The following is a 20,941-nucleotide window of genomic DNA, read 5'->3' as shown; positions in this document are numbered from 1 at the left end:
TTGGACTGCATATAATACTTGTTTGCCTTAGCCAAAGTCAGAATTGACTGTTCCTGAAATCCATGAACACACCGCTTGCTAATGCTCCAGCTAATGCGCCAGGTAACGCTTCTGGTACCGCCTCCGGCATGACTCCCGCCCCCACCGCTTCCGCTGCTTCCAACCTGCTGCCGGTATGGCCGCGCCCATCGGCCGACGAATTCGACGCCGTGGTCCACGGCGCCTATATGCCGCTCACGCAGTTCGGCGTGATCGACGTGACCGGCGAAGACGCCGCCAGCTTCCTGCACGGCCAGTTGACCAACGACGTCCAGCATCTCGATGCCGCCCACGCGCGGCTCGCCGGCTACTGCTCGGCGAAGGGCCGGCTGCTCGCGTCGTTTCTCTCCTGGCGCAGTGGCGATACGATCCGGCTGCTGGTATCGAAGGACGTGCAGGCCGCGGTGCAGAAGCGTCTGTCGATGTTCGTGCTGCGCGCGAAGGCGAAGCTCGCGGACGCAAGCGGTCAGCTCGCGGTGGTCGGTCTCGCGGGCGACGCGGGCGACTTGCGGGGCGCGCTGTCCGGCGTATTCGACGCGTTGCCCGACGGCGTGCACGTGCAGGTCGACGGCACGGCGGGCTCGCTGATCCGTGTGCCGGATGCGCTCGGGCGACTGCGCTATCTGTGGATCGGGCCGAAGGCGCAGGTCGACGCGCTGCTGCCGTCGCTCGACGGCAAACTGAAGCGCGTGTCGCAGGCCGTATGGGACTGGCTCGACATCCGCGCGGGCGAGCCGCGCATCACGCAGCCGGTCGTCGAGCAGTTCGTGCCGCAGATGGTCAACTACGACGTGCTTGGCGCGGTGAATTTCCGCAAGGGCTGCTATCCGGGTCAGGAAGTGGTCGCGCGCAGTCAGTATCGCGGCACGATCAAGCGGCGCACATCGCTCGCCACCGTAGCGGGCGAAATCGACACGGTGCGCCCCGGCGCGGAGCTGTTCCATTCGGACGATCCGGGCCAGCCGTGCGGCATGATCGTCAACGCGGCGTCCGCGCAAGACGGTGGCGTCGATCTACTGGTCGAGATCAAGCTCGCGGCGCTCGAAGGCGGCAGCGTGCATCTGGGCGCGGCCGATGGCCCGGCCTTGCGTTTTCTGCCGTTGCCGTACGGGTTGCCGGCCGAGGTCTGAGCGTCAGGCAGGATAGGAAGCGGCGCAATGAGGCGCCGTTTTTTATGGCGCTTATTGGCGTGGCTTATTGGCGTGGCTTGATTGGCGCCGTTTTTTGACCACCGGTCGTTTGCTTTATTCTCGTTGGCTTTCTTTTCGTCGACTTCATGCGGCAGCCCGCTGCCCACGCTCTCACCGGGAGACGTTCCCCGATGTGTCTGATCGTTTTCGACTGGCGGCCCGACGCGCTCGATGGTCCGCTGTTCACGCTCGCCGCGAATCGCGACGAATACTTCCGCCGCACCGCCGAGCCGATAGGCTGGTGGCATGACGCGCCGGGCGTGCTGGCGGGCCGCGATCTCGTCGGTGGCGGCACGTGGCTCGGGCTGTCGCGCGACGGCCGCTTCGCCGCGCTGACCAATTACCGCGCACCGAGCGAAACGCGCGCCGATGCGCCGACCCGCGGCACGCTGGTCAGCGACTGGCTCAGCGGCGCCGCGCGCGACGCGGATGGCAATCCGCACGAAAGCCCGCTCGCCTATCTGCATCACGTCGCGCGCAGCGGCGACATCTACAACGGTTTCAATCTGCTGGTCGGCGACTGGACCCGCCGCGAACTCGCGTGGTACTGCAATCGCGGCAGCCGGGACAATACGGGTAACGCGGACAATCGCGGCAGCGGGCCCGCGCTGCTCGCGCCGGGTACGCACGGCATCTCCAACGCGGTGCTCGATACGCCGTGGCCGAAGCTCGTCAAAAAACGCACGGAACTCGGCACGCTGCTCGCACGCGATGCGATGCCGCCGCTCGAACGACTGATCGATCTGATGCGCGATCCACGGGTTGCGCGCGACGATGAATTGCCGTCCACCGGCATTCCGCTCGAACGCGAACGGGCGTTGTCGGCGGCGTTCATCGAATCACCGGAATACGGCACGCGCGGCACGACCGGACTGCGGGTCGCCGCTTATGGAAACGTGATCGGCGTGGCGGTCGCCGAGCGCAGCGACGATAACGGCTCGCACCGCGTCGTGCGGCCGGGGGACTTCGAACGCAGTTTCGCGTTCAACGTCGAGCGGGCGATTGCGTGATCGCGGGCCAGGCTCGCGGGCCGGCGATCGCTGCCGGCCTCGCCTCACCTGACGCCGTCGCGGCGCGCGCATCCGCGACCTGAAGCACGAGCGGTTCAGATGCGCATAGCGCAAATCGTGAACCGCTCGCAGCCAACGCCTCGTTGTCCCTGAACACCCTCACTCGATTCCGAACGCCGCGCGCAATGCCGCCGCGGCATCCGCGTGCGCTTGCGCCACTTCCGGCACGAAGCCGCCCATCTTGAAGAACTCGTGGATCATGCCCGCGTAGCGCCGAAGCGTGACCCGGTTGCCGAGCGTCAGCAGCTTTTCCGCGTACGAATCGCCTTCGTCGCTCAGCGGGTCGTATTCGGCGGTCGCGATCCACGCGGGCGCGACGCCGCGAAAATCGGGAGCGCCGCGCGTGCCGTCGAGCGGCGCGAAACGCCAGTCGTCGCGATCGCCGGCATCGCGCAGATATTGCTCGAAGAACCACTGAATCGTGTCGCCCGACAGCAGAAAGCCGTTGGCGAGACGCGAGTGCGAGTCGGTCTGCTGATGGCCGACCGTGCCCGGATAGATCAGCAGTTGCAGCGCGAGCGCGATGCCGGCGTCGCGCGCGAGCACCGCGCAGACCGTCGCGAGCGTGCCGCCCGCGCTATCGCCGCCAACCGCGAGGCGCTCCGCATCGATGCCGAGTTCAGCCGCGTGCGCGTGCAGCCAGACGAGCGCGTCGAACGCATCGTCGAGCGCGGTCGGAAACTTGCGCTCGGGCGCGAGCCGGTAATCGACCGACAGCACCGCGCACTGACCGTCGCGCGCGAACATCCGGGTGAGCGCGTCGTGTGTATCGACGCTGCCGACCGTGAAGCCACCGCCGTGGTAGTACACGAACGCCGGCAGCGGCTCGGCCCAGTTCGGCTCGACGGGGAAATACAGGCGCGCGCGGATCGTCGCGCCGTCGCGCGTCGGCACTTGCAGGTCTTCGACCGAAAACATCGGCGCGCTGGCGATCTCCAGGATCGGCGCGCTTTTCTCGTACGACGCGCGCGCCGCCTGCGCGCTCATCTGGTGATACTGCGGGCGCCTGGCCCGCGCGATCATGTCGAGCACCTGCTCGATCTTCGGATTCAGCGGCATCGTTCTTCGGGATAGTCTGGGGCGTGCCGCACGGCCCGCCGGCGAACCTGGGCACGGTGCAGCACGCGGCAAGTCCGGCTTAAACAGAAGACGCGAGCGCACGATGCGCAAGCGCCGGACCACCGGCCACTAACCCGCGCTCTTCACTTCGGGCTTCAGCGACATCGGATCGGTCGGCTCGCGCATCTGCTCGATATCGTCGTGCCGCAGCTTCACCGTCGCCATGATGGCCGGATGCGTGATGATATAGAAACGCCGCGCGGCAATCGCCTCGAACGTGAGGTCGGCGACATCGGCGGCCGACAGCTTGCCCGACTCGACCGCGCGATGCAGTTGCTTGCCGGCGGCGATCTGCGAGCGCGTCGGCCGACCCGCATTGCGCAGTTCATCGGGACGCACTCGCTCGGCATCGGCGATACCGGTCGGCACGAACGCCGGACACAGCAGCGAGCAGCTGACTTCACCGCCGGTGTCCGCCTGCGCAAGCTTCAGGTCGTGATAAAGCGTCTCGGTCAGCGATACGACTGCGTGCTTCGACGCGTTGTAGATGCCCATCGCGGGCGGCGACAGCAGCCCCGCGACCGATGCCGTGTTGACGATATGCGCGGGCTCGTTCTGCGCGAGCATGATCGGCGTGAACACGCGCACGCCGTGCGCGACGCCGATCACGTTGACGCCGAACACCCACGACCAGTCGTTCGCGGAGCTTTCCCACAGGAAGCCGCCGGTGCCGACGCCCGCGTTGTTGAACAGCAGATGCACCTTGCCGAACGCGTCGAGCGCGGCCTGCGCGAGCGCTTCGACCGCGGCCGCGTTCGACACGTCGGTGGGCACGCCGATCGCATCGGCGCCGGTCTCGCGCAATGCGTCGACGGTCTGCGCGAGTTCGGCGGCGTTGACGTCGGCGAGCACGAGTTTCATGCCGAGCGCCGCGCCCTTTTGCGCGAACGCGCGGCCGAAGCCGCTGCCCGCGCCGGTGATCACCGCCACCTTGCCTGCGAATTCGAACATCGTTTGACTCCGTTTGTGTCGTGTTTTATGTGGCGTTTTGTATCGCGCTATTGATACGCGGGATACGCGGGCCGATGCCTAGATCAGCTTGACCAGCTGCTTGCCGAAATTGCGGCCCTTCAGCAAACCGATAAACGCGTCAGGCGCGGCGTCGAGTCCCTGCGCGATCGTCTCGCGATAATGCAGCTTCTTCTGCGCAACCAGCGTGCCGAGCTGCTTGAGCGCTTCCGGCCACACGTCCATATGTTCGCTGACGATAAAGCCCTGCACGAGCAGCCGCTGCGTGAGCATCAGCGACGGATGCTTGAGCGGCAGCGGCTGGCCGTCATAGCCCGCGATAAAGCCGCACAGCGCGATGCGCCCAAACGCGTTCATGCGCGCGAGCGTCGCGTCGAGCCCTTCGCCGCCGACGTTCTCGAAGCAGCCGTCGACGCCGTTCGGCGTCGCGGCCTTCAGGTCCTGGTACAGGTTGCCCGCCTTGTAGTCGACGCAGGCGTCGAAGCCGAGCGTATCGATCACGTAGCGGCACTTCTGCTCGCCGCCGGCAATTCCGACCGCACGCGCGCCGGCCGCCTTCGCCAGTTGCCCGACCACGCTGCCGACCGCGCCGCTCGCCGCGCTGACGACCACCGTCTCGCCCGCCTTCGGCGCGATGATGCGGTTCAGCCCGTACCACGCGGTGACGCCCGGCATGCCGACCGGGCCGAGATACGCGGACAGCGGCACCAGCGTGTCGTCGACCTTCTGCATGCCCGCGCCATTCGACGTGCCGTACTCCTGCCAGCCGAACATCGCGACGACCTTGTCGCCGACCGCGAATTTCGGATTCTTCGACTCGACCACTTCCCCGACCGTGCCGCCGATCATCACTTCGTTCAGCGGTTGCGGCGCCGCATACGACTTGCTGTCGTTCATGCGTCCGCGCATATACGGATCGAGCGACAGAAAATGGTTGCGCACGCGCACTTCGCCCTCGGCGAGCGGCGCGAGCGGCGTTTCGACGAGCCTGAAGTTATCGGGCGTGACCGCGCCTTGCGGGCGCGAAGCCAGCAGCAGCTGGCGATTGATCTGGGCCATCGGGTCGTCTCCTTCGGTTATGTGAGGTTGACGTGGATCGGAGTGAGATACGTCTGGGGTTGCGCGCAATGCATGCGGCCGGCCGCGCGAACGCTTAACGGCGAATGAACGGCGCGCGCCGAACGATCAGCCGTCGCTCGGGCCGGGTTTCGCCGACGGGTCGCTGCGCAGACGCTGACGCGTAACGTCGCGACCCACCGCGAGGCGTCGCATGTACTTGAAAGTGCCGAGCGCCTTCGCCACGAAGTGGCCTTCGCTATCGCGGATTTCGCCTTCGCAATAAGCCATCGTGGTCGAGCGGTGCAGCACGCGGCCGGTCGCGCGCAATTCGCCGCGGCCCGGCTGCATGAAATTGACCTTCATCTCGACAGTGACGACGCCGACGCCATCACCCGCGAGACTGCGCGCGGCCATTGCGAGCGCGACATCGGCAAGGGTCATCGTGACGCCGCCATGCGCGACGTCCCACGTGTTCATATGCTCGTGCTGCAACGGCAGCAGGACTTCGCTGACGCCATCGGCGGCGCTCAACAACTGCGCGCCAAGACGGTCGACGAACGGGCTTTCGGGCAATGTCGCGTTGCCTGCTTGGGGGGAGGAGCTAGAGTCGGTCATTGCGGTAGTCGGAGTGCGGGTTGAGGCTGGCTGGGGCTGGTGGTGCGACTGCCCGCGCGTCGCGGGCGAATGCGAGTTTGCGTGCGCGTTTGAGTACGAATGGGCGGCGTCGATGTGGCGCTTGCCGAGGCCGCCAGTTCGTGCCGCAGTCGGCCGGCATCCAGGCGAACTCCAGGCGAAATCCATCGAGCGATGCATTTTATCCCCGGCCCGCATTTAGGGCCCTCCAATCTTGCGCCACGGGCAATTTCGCCCGCTAGAATGCATGACGAACCGCCCGCTTTTGCCGAGCTTTTCCGCCTGGTGTCCGATTTTTCCGCTTCTTTCGAGGTGCCGGTCATGTCGTCGGTCATGCCATCGCTTCAATCGTTGCTTATGCGCTTGCTCGTGTCGTTTTCACGCGTGCTGTCGTTTGCTCGCCGCGCGGCTGCTTCTCGCCGTTTCGCACTCGCCGCCGGCACCATTTGCACAGTCTTCGCGGCACTCGCGCTCAGCGGCTGCGCCGGCCTGTTCGGCGGCGATTCGCTGCGCGTCAGCGTCGCCGGCATCGAGCCGTTGTCGGGCGCCGGGCTCGAAATGCGCTTCAATCTGAAACTGCGCGTGCAGAATCCGAACGACACCGCCGTGAGCTTCAACGGCATCTCGCTCGATCTCGAACTGAACGGCAAACCGTTCGCAAGCGGCGTCAGCGATCAGAGCGGCACCGTGCCGCGCTTTGGCGAAACGGTGATCGCCGTGCCGCTGACGGTGCCGGCGTTCGCCGCGGTGCGCCAGGCACTCGCGCTCCCAGGCGCCGCGCAGTCCGGACAGATTCCGTACATCCTGCGTGGCAAGCTCGCGGGCGTCGGTCTCTCCGGCACAACACGCTTCATCGATCAGGGCACGCTGAGCCTGCCGATGCCGGGCTTCGCGGCGCAGTGATCCCGCCCGGCCTGCGGCTCACACCACCTCGAACAGCCCCGCCGCGCCCTGCCCGCCGCCGATGCACATCGTCACCACGACGTACTTGACACCGCGCCGCTTGCCTTCGATCAGCGCATGGCCGACGAGGCGCGCGCCCGACACGCCATACGGATGACCGACCGCGATCGCGCCGCCGTTCACGTTCAGACGCTCGTGCGGGATGCCGAGCGTGTCCGCGCAGTACAGCACCTGCACGGCGAACGCCTCGTTCAATTCCCACAGGCCGATGTCCTCGACCTTCAGCCCGGCCTTCTTCAGCAGCTTCGGCACCGCGAACACCGGGCCGATGCCCATCTCGTCGGGCTCGCAGCCGGCCACCGCGAAGCCGCGGAAAATCCCCAGCGGCTGCAGGCCTTCGCGCTCGGCCACGGTCGCGTTCATCACGACGCAGGCCGACGCGCCGTCCGAGAACTGGCTCGCATTGCCGGCGGTGATCACGCCGCCCGGCAGCGCGGTGCGAATCTTCGACACGCCTTCGAGCGTCGTGTCGGCACGGATGCCTTCGTCGGCGCTAACCGTCACTTCCTTCGTATAGAGACGCCCGGTGGCTTTGTCGGCGACGCCCGCGAGCACGGTCATCGGCACGATTTCGTCGTTGAAGCGGCCTGCTTCGAGCGCGGCGGCCGCGCGTTGCTGCGAGCGCACGCCGTATTCGTCCTGGCGCTCCTTCGAGATCGAATAGCGCTTCGCGACGTTCTCCGCGGTCTGCAGCATCGACCAGTAGATTTCCGGCTTGTGCTCGACGAGCCAGCCTTCGGTCATCATGTGGCGGTTCATCTCGTTCTGCACGCACGAGATCGACTCGACGCCACCCGCGACGAACACGTCGCCCTCGCCGGTCATCACGCGTTGCGCGGCGAGTGCGATCGTCTGCAGCCCCGACGAGCAGAAGCGGTTGACCGTCATGCCCGGCACGCTGACCGGCAGGCCGGCGCGCAGCGCGATCTGGCGCGCGATATTGCCGCCGGTCGCGCCTTCCGGATTCGCGCAACCCATGATCACGTCTTCGACGCGCGCCGGGTCGAGCTTCGCGCGCTCGACGACGGCTTGCGTCACGTGGCCGCCAAGCGTCGCGCCGTGCGTCATGTTGAACCCGCCGCGCCACGATTTGGCGAGACCCGTGCGGGCGGTGGATACGATTACGGCATCAGTCATGCGTGTCTCCTGCTTCGGATGTCGAGGGCGGCGCGCCGGCGAGGTGCCTGATGGCCCTCGTGCGTGGCCGCGCGGCCCGAGTCGTTTTGCGGAGGAACCGGGTTCGCCCGGTCCCGCCAATCGATAGGGTTCCGCTCAGCCGTTGAAGCCGCGGCCGTCGGCGGCGAGCTTCGCGATGCCGGGCGCCAGCTTCCACGCGTCGCCGTTCGGCCGCGCCGCGTAGCGGCGAATCGCGCGCTCGACGTTGTAGAGCCCGACCGTGTCCGCGTACAGCATCGGGCCGCCGCGATGAAGAGGGAAGCCGTAGCCGGTCAGATAGACCATGTCGATATCCGACGCCTTCGACGCGATACCTTCATCGAGAATCTTCGCGCCTTCGTTGACGAGCGCGAACACCAGGCGCTCGACGATTTCTTCGTCGCTGATCTTGCGGCGCTCGGTGTCGGCTTCCTTCGAGAACGCGCCGATCATTTCATCGACCACCTTCGACGGATACGCGGTGCGATCGCCCGCCTTGTAGTCGTACCAGCCGCCGCCGGTCTTCTGGCCGAAGCGGCCCATTTCGCACAGACGATCGGCGATCTTCGAGTAGTGCATCTCCGGATGTTCGACGTAGCGGCGCTTGCGGATCGCCCAGCCGATGTCGTTGCCGGCGAGATCGCTCATACGGAACGGGCCCATCGCGAAGCCGAACTTCTCGATCGCGCGATCGACCTGCGCGGGCAACGCGCCCTCTTCGAGCATGAACAACGCCTGGCGGATGTACTGCTCGATCATCCGGTTGCCGATAAAGCCGTCGCACACGCCCGACACCACCGCGGTTTTCTTGATTTTCTTCGCGAGCTTCATCACGGTCGCGAGTACGTCCTTCGCGGTTTCCTTGCCGCGCACGACTTCGAGCAGCTTCATCACGTTGGCCGGGCTGAAGAAGTGCATGCCGACCACGTCCCGCGGACGCTTCGTGAAGGCGGCGATCTTGTCGACGTCGAGCGTCGACGTGTTCGATGCGAGGATCGCTCCGGGCTTCGCGATTTCGTCGAGACGGCGGAACACCTGTTCCTTCACGCCGAGTTCTTCGAACACGGCCTCGACGATCAGATCGGCGCTGCTCAGGTCATCGTAGGAAAGCGTGGGCTCGAGCAGCGCCATGCGCTCCTCTAACTGCTCGGGCTTGAGCTTGCCCTTTTTGACCGTCACCTCGTAGTTCTTGCGGATCGTCGCGAGCCCGCGATCGAGCGCTTCCTGTTTCGTTTCGAGCAGCGTGACCGGAATGCCCGCGTTGATGAAATTCATCGCGATGCCGCCGCCCATCGTGCCCGCGCCGATCACGGCCACCTGGCGGATCTCGCGCACCGGCGTATCGGACGGCACATCGGGAATCTTGCTGGCCGCGCGTTCGCCGAAGAACGCATGACGCAGCGCGCGGCTCTCCGGGGTCTGCACGAGCGCAACGAAGCATTCGCGTTCGAACGCGAGGCCCTGGTCGAAACCGTTCTTCACGCCCGCTTCGACCGCGTCGATACATTGATGCGGCGCCGGAAAATTCTTTGCGACACCCGCGACGGTGTTGCGCGCGAACTGGATAAAGCCGGCCGCGTTCGGATGCTCGATCTTGCGGTCACGCACCCGCGGATGCGGGCCGGCTTTAGCGCCGACCTTGCGCGCGAATGCGAGCGCCGCTTCGGCGAGATCGCCTTGCACGACTTCGTCGAAAAGGCCCGAATCGGCGAGCTTTTCCGACAACACCGGCGTGCCGGACACGATCATATTAAGCGCCGCTTCGAGGCCGATCGCGCGCGGCAGACGCTGCGTGCCACCCGCGCCCGGCAAAATGCCGAGCTTCACTTCGGGCAGCGCGATCTGCGCGCCGGGCGCGGCGATGCGGTAATGCGCGCCGAGCGCGAGTTCGAGGCCGCCGCCCATCGCGACGCTGTGAATCGCCGCGACGACCGGCTTCGCGCTGCCTTCGACCGCCTTGATAACGGTCGCGAGCGTCGGCTCCTGGGTCGCCTTCGGCGTATTGAATTCGGTGATGTCGGCGCCGCCCGAAAAGGCTTTGCCCGCGCCCGTCAGTACGATCGCCTGCACGGCCGGATCGTTCTGCGCGCGCTCGATCCCTTCGACGATGCCGGTTCGCGTCGACAGGCCGAGACCATTGACGGGGGGATTGTTCAGCGTGATGACGGCCACGCCGTCATGGGTTGTGTAGTCCACTGCCATCTGCCTGCCTCCGTGCAATCCATGCAATGAGGCGACGCAAGATGCGCCGCCTGTCCGGTCCATCGAGCCTGCTCATTGTCAGGCTTTTTTCAAGCGATGGTTTCGGGGTCAGCAGGCAGAATACACACAAAAGCACGCTCGTTCAATTTACTGCAGGATGGGGTTTCCCCTTAAACGTCGGGCATCAGCGGACAGTTGCGGCTGTCTTCGAGCGCGGAAGGCAGCACGTGGTCGCGGAACTGATCGCGCAGCTTCAGTTTCTGCAGCTTGCCGGTGGCCGTGTGCGGCAGTTCGTCGACGAAGACGACGTCGTCCGGAATCCACCAGCGCGCGACCTTGCCGTCGTAGAACGCCAGCAGTTCCTCGCGCGTCACCTGATGATCGGCGCGCTTGACGACGACCAGCAACGGGCGCTCGGTCCACCTCGGATGCGCGCACGCGATGCAGGCCGCCTCCGCCACCGCCGGATGCGCGATCGCGACGTTCTCCACTTCGATCGAACTGATCCATTCGCCGCCGGACTTGATCACGTCCTTCGAGCGGTCGGTGATGTGCAGAAAGCTGTCCGGGTCGATCGTCGCGACATCGCCGGTCGGGAACCAGCCGTCCACGAGCGGCGAGTCGTCCTTGCGGAAATACCGGTCGATCACCCACGGCCCGCGCACATACAGATCGCCGAACGCGACGCCGTCCCACGGCAGATCGCGGCCGTCGTCGCCGACGATTTTCATGTCGACGCCGTACATTGCATGCCCCTGCTTTTCCAGCAGCTTGCGCCGCTCGTCGAGCGGGCGCTGACTCTGCTCCCACGTGAGTTTTGCCAGCGTGCCGAGCGGTGACATCTCGGTCATGCCCCATGCATGGATCACCTGCACGCCGTAGTCATCTTCGAAGATGCGCAGCATCGCCGGCGGACACGCGGAGCCGCCGATCACCGTGCGCTGCAGCGAAGAAAACTTCACGCCGGCCTCGCGCAGGTAGTTCAACAGACCGAGCCACACGGTCGGCACGCCAGCCGAATACGTGACGCGCTCGCTCTCCATTAGCTCGTACAGCGACTTGCCGTCCAGATCCTTGCCGGGAAACACCAGCTTCGCGCCGGTCAGCGGCGCCGCGTGCGGAATGCCCCACGCGTTCACATGGAACATCGGCACGACCGGCAGCACCGCGTCGCGCGCGGACAATCCCATCGCGTCGGGCAGCGACGCACCGAACGCATGCAGCACCGTCGAACGATGCGAATACAGCGCGCCTTTCGGATTGCCGGTCGTGCCGGACGTGTAGCACAGGTACGACGCCTGACGCTCGTCGAGCGTCGGCCAGTCGAAGCGTCCGTCCTGTGCGTCCATCAGTGTTTCGTAGCACAGCACCGGAGTCTGCAGCGACGGCCGATGCGCCTCGTCGGCCAGCGCGATCCAGCCGCGTACGCGCGGGCACTGCGGCGCGAGCACGTCGACCAGCGCGGCAAACGTGGTGTCGAACAGCACGTAGGCGTCGTCCGCGTGATTGATGATGTAGGCGATCTGATCCGGAAAAAGCCGCGGGTTGATCGTATGGCACACGGCGCCGAAACCGGTGGTGCCGTAGTACGCCTCCAGATGCCGGTAGCCGTTCCATGCGAGCGTCGCGATCCGTTCGCCGGGTTCGACGTTAAGCGCGATCAACGCTTGCGCCAGTTGCTTCGCGCGCTGTTCGCAGTCGCGGTACGTATAGCGATGCAGATCGCCTTCGATGCGCCGCGACACGATCTCGGTGCTGCCGAAATGCCGTGCGGCATGCGCGAGCAGCGACGACACGTTGAGCGGCACGTCCATCATCTGGCCCAGCAGCGGCGTCGTCATAACGCGGGGTCTCCTCGGCTTGTTGGTGTCGGTTTGGTTGCGGATCAATTGCGTGGTCGGGGCGTGGTCGAAAATCGGCTGAGGCCAATCACACACATGATGCGAACAGCGGACGAGGCACGCGGCAAAGGATCGTTGCGGCGGCATCGAACGGTCGGGCACGGTTCAAACGTATCGATACAGAACGCATCGATACAGGTCCCGGCAGTTCGGGCGGCCGGCCAGCAGCGCCGCGGGCGTCGACTTACAATATCGGCTAATCCAGAGGCGCTCAACATGTCGTTTTCCCCAAGCATTGCAGGGTTATCCGCGGCTTTGACGGATCTTTCCAACACCCTCGCCACCCCGCCGGACAACGCGTTCGCGCGGCTCGGCGGCACCTTCCTCACGCGTTTGCCGGCGGCGCCGCTCAGCGAGCCGTATCGGGTCGGCTTCTCGGCCGACGTGGCCGCGCGGCTCGGTCTGCCGCCGGGCATCGAGAACGATCCCGGCTTCGTCGAACTGTTTAGCGGCAACGCGACGCGCGACTGGCCGGCCGATGCGCTGCCTTATGCGTCGGTATATTCGGGGCATCAGTTCGGCGTGTGGGCCGGCCAGCTTGGCGACGGCCGCGCGCTCGGTCTCGGTGAACTCGAACACGACGGCCAGCGTTTCGAGTTGCAGTTGAAGGGCGCGGGCCGCACGCCTTATTCGCGCATGGGCGATGGCCGCGCGGTGCTGCGCTCATCGATTCGCGAATATCTGTGTTCGGAGGCGATGCATCACCTCGGCATTCCGACCACGCGCGCGCTATGCGTGATCGGCTCCGATCAGCCGGTGCGGCGCGAGACGATCGAAACGGCCGCGGTGGTCACGCGCGTGTCGCCGAGCTTTGTGCGCTTCGGCCACTTCGAGCATTTCTATGCGAACGATCGCGTCGACGCGTTGCGTATGCTCGCCGATCATGTGATCGATCGTTTCTATCCGCATTGCAGGCAAGCCGACGATCCGTATCTCGCGCTGCTCGGCGAAGCGGTGCAATCCACCGCCGCGTTGATGGTCGATTGGCAGGCGGTCGGTTTCTGTCACGGCGTGATGAATACCGACAACATGTCGATCCTCGGCCTGACGATTGACTACGGTCCGTTTGGCTTCCTGGATGGCTTCGACGCCGGTCACATCTGCAATCACTCCGATACGCAGGGCCGCTACGCGTACCGGATGCAGCCGCAGATCGGCTACTGGAATCTCTTCTGCCTCGCGCAGGGCCTGCTGCCGTTGCTCGGCGAGCCGCACGACGAAAGCGTGCGCGCCGACAAGGCGGTCGAAGACGCGCAGCGCGTGCTCGGCGGCTTCAAGGAGCAGTTCGCGCCGGCCCTCGAAAACCGCATGCGCGCGAAGCTCGGCCTCGAACACGCGCGCGATGGCGACGACGCGCTGGTCAACCGGCTGTTCGACGTGATGCACGCGAACCGCGCCGATTTCACGCTGACGTTCCGCAATCTGGCCGGCATGTCGAAGCACGATGCGAGCGGCGATGCGCCGGTACGCGATCTGTTTCTCGATCGCCCGGCGTTCGACGCATGGGCGAACGACTATCGCGCGCGGCTGTCCGAAGAAACACGCGACGACACCGCGCGCGCCATTGCAATGAACCGTGTGAACCCCAAATTCGTACTTCGCAACCATCTGGCGGAAACCGCGATCCAGCGCGCGAAAGAGAAGGACTTTTCCGAGGTGGAGCGGCTCGCCACCGTACTGCGCCGCCCATTCGACGAGCAGCCCGAATACGCGGCGTACGCGGGTCTGCCACCCGACTGGGCGAGTTCGCTGGAAGTGAGCTGTTCGTCGTAATGCGCCGACTTCGCGACATGCGCGGGAGTTCAACGCCGGTAGCGACGCCAGCCCCGCACCAAGATCAACCCGAGACAGGAAACCGACCATGAACAATCCCGACGACCTCAAGCATGACGCCCCAGCCGTGCAGAAAAGCGATGCCGAGTGGCGCGAGCAGCTGTCCGACGTCGAATATCAGGTGACCCGCCACGCGGCCACCGAGCGGCCGTTCACCGGCCGTTATAGCGATCACTGGGAACGTGGCGTCTACGATTGCGTGTGTTGCGGCACGCCGCTGTTCGAGTCGGATACGAAATTCGATGCCGGCTGCGGCTGGCCGAGCTACTTCCGGCCGATCAACGGCGAGGTGATCGCCGAGAAAACCGACCGCTCGCACGGCATGCTGCGCATCGAGGTTCAATGCAAGAACTGCGGCGCGCACCTCGGCCACGTGTTCGAGGATGGCCCGGCGCCGACGGGTCTGCGTTACTGCATCAATTCGGCTGCGTTACAATTCGAGCCCAAGTAACGCGCAAGCTCGGGCCAGCGGCACGCGACCGGCGGCGAAACTGCCGGTTCGGCCCTTTTTGGCACAAGGTTGGGCGAGCCGGTTAGACGAGCAGCCCTTCATTTGGGTTGCACGTTTTGCAAAAGCAACGCGGGTGATTAGCGAACTTCGCGGAACGCCATTTGCCCGCCGCCGCGGTGTCGCCGTTGCAGTTCAGGCCGGCTGGCGCGCCGCGGATACCCCCATGCGCCGCTCAGCCGGCGCCCTTCACCATTCGACGCTTTGTTCGACCAACTCTCCGATTTCCCGGCCAGATAATGAAATTCCTGTTCGATCTGTTCCCGATCATCCTGTTCTTCGTCGCCTTCAAGATCTGGGGCATTTTCACGGCGACGGCAGTGGCGATCGTCGCCACGCTGGTACAGATCGCGTTCGTGGCGTTCCGCCACCGCAAGGTCGATCCGATGCTGTGGGTGAGTCTCGGCGTCGTCACCGTGTTCGGCGGCGCGACGCTCGTGCTGCATAACGACACCTTTATCAAGTGGAAGCCGACCGTGTTGTACTGGGCGTTCTCGGTCGCGCTGACCGTATCGCAGCTCGTCTTCAACAAGAACCTGATCGAAGCGATGATGGGCAAGCAGATCACGCTGCCGCACGCGATCTGGGGCAAGCTGAACCTGGTCTGGGCGGTGTTTTTCGTGCTGCTCGGCCTGCTCAACCTGTTCGTCGCTTATCACTACACGACCGATCAATGGGTGAATTTCAAACTGTTCGGCGCAACCGGCTGCCTGCTCGTGTTCATCGTCGGACAGAGCCTGTGGCTGTCGAAGTACATGAAGGAAGAATGACATGAGCGATCTGTTCATGCACGCCACCACCGCCGAGCGCGCCGCGCTGATCGAAGCACGCCTGACCGCCGCGCTTGCACCGGTCGAATCGATCCGCATCAGCGACGACAGCGCGCAGCACGCGGGTCATGCGGGAGCCTCCGCCGGTGGCCATTTCAGTGTCACTATCGTGACGGTCGCATTTGCCGGCAAGCCCCGCGTGGCGCGGCATCGCATGGTGTATGATGCGCTGGCCGACGCCATGCAGCGCGGCATTCATGCCCTTGCCATCACGGCGTATACGCCCGAAGAATTTGCTTCATTGCCCCGCTAGGAACTCTCGATGACCTTGAAGAAAACCCGCCTTTGGGTACTGCTGGCTGCGTTCGCGGCCGCACCTGCATTCGCACAGAACATCGCCGTCGTGAACGGTACGCCGATTCCGAAAGCACGCGCCGACGCATTGGTCGAGCAACTGGTTCATCAGGGCCAGCAGGACACGCCGCAATTGCAGCAAGCCGTGCGTGAAGAACTCGTGAATCGCGAAATCCTGATGCAGGAAGCACTGCGTCGCGGCCTGCCGAACCGTCCGGACATCAAGGCGCAAATCGCGGTGGCACAGCAAACGGTCGTGCTGCGCGCGCTGATCGAAGACTTCGTGAAGAACAATCAGCCGACCGACGCCGAAGTCACCGCGCGCTACAACGCGCTGGTCAAGGACGCGGGCGGCAAGGAATATCACCTGCATCACATCCTCGTCGACAACGAGCAGCAGGCGAAGGACCTGATCGCGAAGATCAAGGCAGGAGCCAGCTTCGAAGATCTGGCCAAGCAATATTCGAAGGATCCGGGATCGGGCAAGAACGGCGGCGATCTCGACTGGTCGGACCCGAAGGCTTACGTGCCTGAATTCGCGGATGCGGCCACGCACCTGCAGAAAGGCCAGATGACCGACACGCCGGTGCATACGCAATTCGGCTGGCACATCATCCGCGTCGACGATATCCGCGCGATCACCCCGCCGCCGCTCGAGCAGGTGCGCGCGCAGATCGTGCAGCAGATCCAGCAGGAAAAGCTGCAGGCGTTCGAAGAAGGTCTGCGTAAGAACGCGAAGATTCAGTGACACTCAGTGGCGTTCAGTGAGCGGATGGGCTTTGCATAGCCCGTTCGGTTCTGAAGAAGCCTGAATGTGAAAAAGCCGCCCGTGGGCGGCTTTTTTATTGCTGTGATGCGCTGCTATCAACCCAACCAGCGACGCGCGTTCTGGAACACGCGCATCCACGGGCTTCCGTCCGTGACGCCCTCGCCCCAGCCTTCCGGATGCCAGCTCATCTGCACCGCGCGATGCACGCGCTCGGTGTGCGGCATCAGCACCGTGAAGCGGCCGTCGGCCGTCGTGACCGACGTGATACCGGCTGGCGAACCGTTCGGATTGAACGGGTACTGCTCGGTCGCCTGACCACGGTGATCGACATAACGCATCGCGATCGCAACCTTCGACGCATCGCCCTGCTGCGAGAAGTCCGCATAACCTTCGCCGTGCGCGACCGCGACCGGAATGCGCGAGCCTTCCATGCCGGCGAAGAAGATCGACGGCGAACTCTGCACTTCGACCAGCGAGAAGCGCGCTTCGAACTTCTCTGACTTGTTGCGCGTGAATTTCGGCCAGGCTTCGGCGCCCGGGATCATCGACGCGAGGCTGCTCATCATCTGGCAACCGTTGCAGATGCCGAGCGCAAACGTGTCGTTACGGCCGAAGAATGCCGCGAACATGTCGGCGAGTTGCGCGTTGAAGCGGATCGTTTTCGCCCAGCCCTCGCCCGCGCCCAACGTATCGCCGTACGAGAAGCCGCCGCATGCGACCGCGCCGGCGAAATCCGCCAGATTAGCTCGGCCCGTCAACAGATCGCTCATATGCACGTCGTGCGCGTCGAAGCCGGCACGGTCGAACGCATAGGCCGTTTCCAGATGCGAGTTCACGCCCTGCTCGCGCAGGATCGCGACACGCGGACGCGCAGCCTTGCCGATAAACGGCGCGGCGACATCCTCGGCCGGATCGAAGCTCAGCACCGGCGTGATGCCCGGATCGGCCGCGTCGAGCAGCGTGTCGTGCTCAGCGTCGGCGCAGGCCGGGTTGTCGCGCAGACGCGCGATGCGCCAACTCACCTCGCTCCACGTGCGATGCAGTTCGGCGCGCGGCGCATCGTAGACCTTCTTCGCGTCGCGATAGACCTCGATCACATCGCGCTCGTTGATCTTGCCGATCACATGCGAGCACGCCGACAGACCGTGTTCGCGCAACGTGCCGAGCACCGCGTCGCGATCGGCCGCGCGCACCTGCACCACCGCGCCGAGTTCTTCGTTGAACAGCGCGCGAATCGTGCGGTCTTCGCGACGGCCGCTGGTCTGCTTCGCCCAGTCCTTCGCGTCGCCGTAGTCGGATTCGTGGTGCGGATCGAGCACCAGCATGTCGACGTTCAGCGACACGCCGGCATGACCCGCGAACGCCATTTCGCAAACAGTCGCCCACAGGCCGCCATCCGAGCGGTCGTGGTACGCGAGCAGCTTGCCGTCCTGGTTCAGCGCCTGGATCACGTTGAACAAGCGCTTCAGATCTTCCGGATCATCGACATCCGGCACCGTATCGCCGACCTGCTGCGTGACCTGCGCGAGAATGCTGCCGCCAAGACGATGCTTGCCGCGGCCGAGATCGATCGCGATCAGCACCGACTCGCCGACTTCACTGACACGGCGCAACTGCGGCGTCAGATGCTTGCGCACATCGCCGACCGGCGCGAACGCGGAGATGATCAGCGAAACCGGCGCGACCACCTCCTTCGCGACGCCGCGATCTTCCCAGCGCGTGCGCATCGACAGCGAATCCTTGCCGACCGGAATGCCGATGCCGAGCGCCGGGCACAGTTCCATGCCGATCGCCTTGACCGTGTCGTACAGCGCCGCGTCTTCGCCGGGCGCGCCGCACGCGGCCATCCAGTTCGCCGACAGCTTCAGTTTGTCGAGCGACGCGATCGGCGCCGCCGCGATGTTGGTGATCGCCTCGCCGACCGCCATGCGGCCCGACGCCGGCGCGTTGATCACGGCGAGCGGCGTGCGCTCGGACATCGTCATCGCTTCGCCGCTGAAGCCTGCGTAGTCGAGCGTCGTGATCGCGACGTCGGCAACCGGCACCTGCCACGGGCCGACCATCTGGTCGCGCGCAGTCGTGCCACCGACCGAGCGGTCGCCGATCGTGATCAGGAACGACTTGCTCGCGACCGTCGGGTGACGCAGCACGCTCTGCGCGATGTCGGCGAGCGCGAGGCCGGTCACGTCGACCGGCTCGAAATTGCGCGCGACGCGCTTCACATCGCGATGCATGCGCGGCGGCTTGCCGAGCAGCACTTCCATCGGCATGTCGACCGGCTGATGCGACGCTTCCTTCTGCTCGGCGTCGATCAGCTTCAACTGACGCTCGGCAGTGGCCGTGCCGATTACCGCGAACGGGCAGCGCTCGCGCTCGCACATCGCCTCGAACGCCGGCAGGTCAGCCGGCGCGATCGCCAGCACATAGCGCTCCTGCGCCTCGTTCGACCAGATTTCGCGCGGCGACAGACCGCTTTCCTCGAGCTGGATCTTGCGCAGCTCGAACACTGCGCCCTTGCCGGCGCCGTCGACCACTTCGGGGAACGCGTTCGACAGACCGCCCGCGCCGACGTCGTGAATGCTCAGGATCGGGTTCTTGTCGCCGAGTTGCCAGCACGCGTTGATCACTTCCTGCGCGCGCCGCTCGATTTCCGGGTTGCCGCGCTGCACCGAGTCGAAGTCGAGTTCGGCGGTATTCGTGCCGGTCGCCATCGAGCTGGCGGCGCCGCCGCCCATGCCGATGCGCATGCCCGGGCCGCCGATCTGGATCAGCAGCGAGCCTTCCGGCAGATCGTGCTTGTGCGTGTGCTGATCGGAGATATTGCCGATGCCGCCGGCGATCATGATCGGCTTGTGATAGCCGCGCACTACGCCGCCGACGTTCTGCTCATAAGCGCGGAAGTAGCCGCCGAGGTTCGGGCGGCCGAATTCGTTGTTGAACGCGGCGCCGCCGAGCGGGCCGTCGATCATGATCTGCAGCGGCGATGCGATGCGGTCCGGGCGGCCGTACGCTTCGTGCTGCTCTTGCGGATTGCGATGGGTGAGCGGCTGCGCGGTGTCGCGAGCGTTTTCCCATGCCTCGACGCCGTCCGGCAGTTCGAGGTTCGACACGGTAAAGCCGGCGAGCCCCGCTTTCGGACGCGCGCCGCGGCCGGTCGCGCCTTCGTCGCGGATTTCGCCGCCCGCACCCGTCGCGGCGCCCGGGAACGGCGAGATCGCGGTCGGGTGGTTGTGCGTTTCCACCTTCATCAGCGTGTGCGTGAGTTCGACGCCGCGCTGGTAGTGTTCGGGCATCGCGCCCGATTGCGCCGGCTTGCGCGGGAACCAGCGCTCGGCCATGCCGCCGACCATGATCGCGGAGTTGTCCGAATACGCGACGATCGTGCCCTGCGGGTTCAGCTTCTCGGTATTGCGGATCATGTTGAACAGCGACATGTCCTGCCTGTCGCCGTCGATCGTCCAATCCGCGTTGAAGATCTTGTGGCGGCAGTGCTCGCTGTTGGCCTGCGCGAACATCATCAGTTCGACGTCGGTCGGGTTGCGGCCGAGCTTCGTGAAGGCGTCGACCAGGTAGTCGATTTCGTCGTCGGCGAGCGCGAGGCCCAGTTCGGTGTTCGCGGCTTCGAGCGCGCCGCGGCCGCTCGCGAGCACGTCGACGGTCTGCAGCGGCTTGGGCGGCAGTTCGTCGAACAGATGCATTGCGTGATCGCGCGACGGCGCGACGCTTTCGGTCATGCGGTCGTGCAGCGCCGCGACCACCGCCGCGCGGGCTTCGTCGGACAGCGTTTTTTTGCCGCCGAGCAGGCCGCTTTTCAGCGTGACCGTGTATTCGACGCCGCGCTCGATGCGGCGCACCTGCGTGAGCCCGCACAGATGCGCGATATCGGTTGCCTTGCTGGCCCACGGCGACACGGTGCCGAAGCGCGGCACCACGAGGAAGGTTTCGGCCGCGCCGCGTTCCTTGCCCTCTACGAACGGATCGCCGTAGTGCATCAGCGCTTCGACCTTCGCACTGTCGTCAGCGGACAGCGGGGTTTGCGCGTTGACGAAATGCAGGTATTGCCCGCGCACGCCGGTGATATTCGGATCGATGCGCGTGAGCGTGTCGAGCAGGCGGGTTTGACGGAAATCGGAAAGGGCCGAAGCGCCGGGGAAACACGAGAAGTGGGCCATGGGACTTGACGTTGCGTCGCTCAATGATGCCGGAGAGTCGCGCATGCACGGAGGCGACGTGAAGCGGAAAGGAAGTCCGGGATTATACCCCGGGAACGGGCGTCCAAAGGGCTGTGGGGTAGCCCGATGGGCGGCCTTGGGTGACCGTCCGGTCGACTTTTCAGACGGTTTGACTGCTATCATTCGGCCTTTCACCAGATCGGCGCGCGCGGCCCGAACCTTCGCCGCGGTGCAC

16 protein-coding genes are annotated in these 20,941 nt (G+C 65.3%); 8 read left to right on the top strand and 8 right to left on the bottom strand.

Features of this window, described 5'->3' with window-relative positions:
• Positions 1–62 precede the first annotated feature (62 nt).
• Positions 63–1,169, top strand: coding sequence for a CAF17-like 4Fe-4S cluster assembly/insertion protein YgfZ (gene ygfZ, locus L0U82_RS08535; protein ID WP_233829971.1), 1,107 nt, complete (start codon positions 63–65; stop codon positions 1,167–1,169).
• 191 nt (positions 1,170–1,360) lie between these two features.
• Positions 1,361–2,239, top strand: coding sequence for an NRDE family protein (locus tag L0U82_RS08530; RefSeq protein WP_233829970.1), 879 nt, complete (start codon positions 1,361–1,363; stop codon positions 2,237–2,239).
• Between the two features lie 159 nt (positions 2,240–2,398).
• On the opposite strand, the gene L0U82_RS08525 is transcribed toward L0U82_RS08530, so the two are convergent.
• The 4 genes from L0U82_RS08525 to L0U82_RS08510 all read right to left on the bottom strand — a co-directional run bounded on the left by L0U82_RS08525 (position 2,399) and on the right by L0U82_RS08510 (position 6,061).
• Positions 2,399–3,358 (bottom strand): alpha/beta hydrolase, encoded by a 960-nt coding sequence (locus L0U82_RS08525; RefSeq protein ID WP_233829968.1) that lies wholly within the window; start codon positions 3,356–3,358, stop codon positions 2,399–2,401.
• Between the two features lie 129 nt (positions 3,359–3,487).
• Positions 3,488–4,369 (bottom strand): SDR family oxidoreductase, encoded by an 882-nt coding sequence (locus L0U82_RS08520; RefSeq protein WP_233829966.1) that lies wholly within the window; start codon positions 4,367–4,369, stop codon positions 3,488–3,490.
• A gap of 78 nt (positions 4,370–4,447) precedes the next feature.
• Positions 4,448–5,446, bottom strand: a complete 999-nt coding sequence (locus L0U82_RS08515; RefSeq protein WP_233829964.1) for an NADP-dependent oxidoreductase — start codon at positions 5,444–5,446, stop codon at positions 4,448–4,450.
• Positions 5,447–5,572: 126 nt separating this feature from the next.
• The gene (locus L0U82_RS08510) at positions 5,573–6,061 is read right to left on the bottom strand and encodes a PaaI family thioesterase (RefSeq protein WP_233829962.1); all 489 of its coding nucleotides are present in this window, start codon (positions 6,059–6,061) and stop codon (positions 5,573–5,575) included.
• Positions 6,062–6,466: 405 nt separating this feature from the next.
• On the opposite strand from L0U82_RS08510, the gene L0U82_RS08505 reads away from it, so the two are divergent.
• Positions 6,467–6,982 (top strand): LEA type 2 family protein, encoded by a 516-nt coding sequence (locus L0U82_RS08505; protein WP_442793632.1) that lies wholly within the window; start codon positions 6,467–6,469, stop codon positions 6,980–6,982.
• Positions 6,983–7,000: 18 nt separating this feature from the next.
• Here the strand turns inward: L0U82_RS08505 and L0U82_RS08500 are convergent, their stop codons facing one another.
• From L0U82_RS08500 to L0U82_RS08490, 3 genes are all read right to left on the bottom strand, one after another.
• Positions 7,001–8,179, bottom strand: coding sequence for an acetyl-CoA C-acyltransferase (locus tag L0U82_RS08500; protein ID WP_233829959.1), 1,179 nt, complete (start codon positions 8,177–8,179; stop codon positions 7,001–7,003).
• A gap of 135 nt (positions 8,180–8,314) precedes the next feature.
• A complete protein-coding gene (locus L0U82_RS08495) occupies positions 8,315–10,399 on the bottom strand; it encodes a 3-hydroxyacyl-CoA dehydrogenase NAD-binding domain-containing protein (protein WP_233829957.1) in 2,085 nt (694 codons plus the stop codon).
• A 170-nt stretch (positions 10,400–10,569) separates the two neighbouring features.
• Positions 10,570–12,240, bottom strand: a complete 1,671-nt coding sequence (locus L0U82_RS08490) for a 3-(methylthio)propionyl-CoA ligase (protein WP_233829955.1) — start codon at positions 12,238–12,240, stop codon at positions 10,570–10,572.
• Positions 12,241–12,516: 276 nt separating this feature from the next.
• Between L0U82_RS08490 and L0U82_RS08485 the strand changes: the two genes are divergently transcribed.
• The 5 genes from L0U82_RS08485 (at position 12,517) to L0U82_RS08465 (ending at position 16,513) form a co-directional block, all read left to right on the top strand.
• Positions 12,517–14,073, top strand: coding sequence for a protein adenylyltransferase SelO (locus L0U82_RS08485; RefSeq protein ID WP_233829953.1), 1,557 nt, complete (start codon positions 12,517–12,519; stop codon positions 14,071–14,073).
• 88 nt (positions 14,074–14,161) lie between these two features.
• Complete coding sequence (gene msrB / locus L0U82_RS08480) at positions 14,162–14,584, top strand: peptide-methionine (R)-S-oxide reductase MsrB (protein ID WP_233829949.1); 423 nt, start codon at positions 14,162–14,164, stop codon at positions 14,582–14,584.
• A gap of 296 nt (positions 14,585–14,880) precedes the next feature.
• Positions 14,881–15,411, top strand: a complete 531-nt coding sequence (locus L0U82_RS08475) for a septation protein A (protein ID WP_233829943.1) — start codon at positions 14,881–14,883, stop codon at positions 15,409–15,411.
• A gap of 1 nt (position 15,412) precedes the next feature.
• Positions 15,413–15,724, top strand: a complete 312-nt coding sequence (locus tag L0U82_RS08470) for a BolA family protein (protein ID WP_233829941.1) — start codon at positions 15,413–15,415, stop codon at positions 15,722–15,724.
• Positions 15,725–15,733: 9 nt separating this feature from the next.
• Positions 15,734–16,513, top strand: coding sequence for a peptidylprolyl isomerase (locus tag L0U82_RS08465; protein WP_233829939.1), 780 nt, complete (start codon positions 15,734–15,736; stop codon positions 16,511–16,513).
• A gap of 116 nt (positions 16,514–16,629) precedes the next feature.
• On the opposite strand, the gene purL is transcribed toward L0U82_RS08465, so the two are convergent.
• Positions 16,630–20,706 carry a phosphoribosylformylglycinamidine synthase gene (purL, locus tag L0U82_RS08460; protein ID WP_233829937.1) on the bottom strand — a complete coding sequence of 1,359 codons (4,077 nt, stop codon included), beginning with the start codon at positions 20,704–20,706 and terminating at the stop codon, positions 16,630–16,632.
• Between the last annotated feature and the right edge of the window lie 235 nt (positions 20,707–20,941).

It is taken from the genome of Paraburkholderia sp. ZP32-5, assembly GCF_021390495.1.
GTDB lineage: Bacteria > Pseudomonadota > Gammaproteobacteria > Burkholderiales > Burkholderiaceae > Paraburkholderia.
This window is presented reverse-complemented; position numbering and strand designations above follow the sequence as displayed.

What these genes read in the sequence shown, in the direction of transcription:
- L0U82_RS08470 (WP_233829941.1), top strand. Translation starts at nt 15,413, where the DNA reads ATGAGCGATCTGTTCATGCACGCCACCACCGCCGAGCGCGCCGCGCTG.
- purL (WP_233829937.1), bottom strand. Translation starts at nt 20,706, where the DNA reads ATGGCCCACTTCTCGTGTTTCCCCGGCGCTTCGGCCCTTTCCGATTTC.
- msrB (WP_233829949.1), top strand. Translation starts at nt 14,162, where the DNA reads ATGAACAATCCCGACGACCTCAAGCATGACGCCCCAGCCGTGCAGAAA.
- L0U82_RS08530 (WP_233829970.1), top strand. Translation starts at nt 1,361, where the DNA reads ATGTGTCTGATCGTTTTCGACTGGCGGCCCGACGCGCTCGATGGTCCG.
- ygfZ (WP_233829971.1), top strand. Translation starts at nt 63, where the DNA reads ATGAACACACCGCTTGCTAATGCTCCAGCTAATGCGCCAGGTAACGCT.
- L0U82_RS08490 (WP_233829955.1), bottom strand. Translation starts at nt 12,240, where the DNA reads ATGACGACGCCGCTGCTGGGCCAGATGATGGACGTGCCGCTCAACGTG.
- L0U82_RS08515 (WP_233829964.1), bottom strand. Translation starts at nt 5,446, where the DNA reads ATGGCCCAGATCAATCGCCAGCTGCTGCTGGCTTCGCGCCCGCAAGGC.
- L0U82_RS08500 (WP_233829959.1), bottom strand. Translation starts at nt 8,179, where the DNA reads ATGACTGATGCCGTAATCGTATCCACCGCCCGCACGGGTCTCGCCAAA.
- L0U82_RS08485 (WP_233829953.1), top strand. Translation starts at nt 12,517, where the DNA reads ATGTCGTTTTCCCCAAGCATTGCAGGGTTATCCGCGGCTTTGACGGAT.
- L0U82_RS08510 (WP_233829962.1), bottom strand. Translation starts at nt 6,061, where the DNA reads ATGACCGACTCTAGCTCCTCCCCCCAAGCAGGCAACGCGACATTGCCC.
- L0U82_RS08465 (WP_233829939.1), top strand. Translation starts at nt 15,734, where the DNA reads ATGACCTTGAAGAAAACCCGCCTTTGGGTACTGCTGGCTGCGTTCGCG.
- L0U82_RS08475 (WP_233829943.1), top strand. Translation starts at nt 14,881, where the DNA reads ATGAAATTCCTGTTCGATCTGTTCCCGATCATCCTGTTCTTCGTCGCC.
- L0U82_RS08525 (WP_233829968.1), bottom strand. Translation starts at nt 3,358, where the DNA reads ATGCCGCTGAATCCGAAGATCGAGCAGGTGCTCGACATGATCGCGCGG.
- L0U82_RS08520 (WP_233829966.1), bottom strand. Translation starts at nt 4,369, where the DNA reads ATGTTCGAATTCGCAGGCAAGGTGGCGGTGATCACCGGCGCGGGCAGC.
- L0U82_RS08495 (WP_233829957.1), bottom strand. Translation starts at nt 10,399, where the DNA reads ATGGCAGTGGACTACACAACCCATGACGGCGTGGCCGTCATCACGCTG.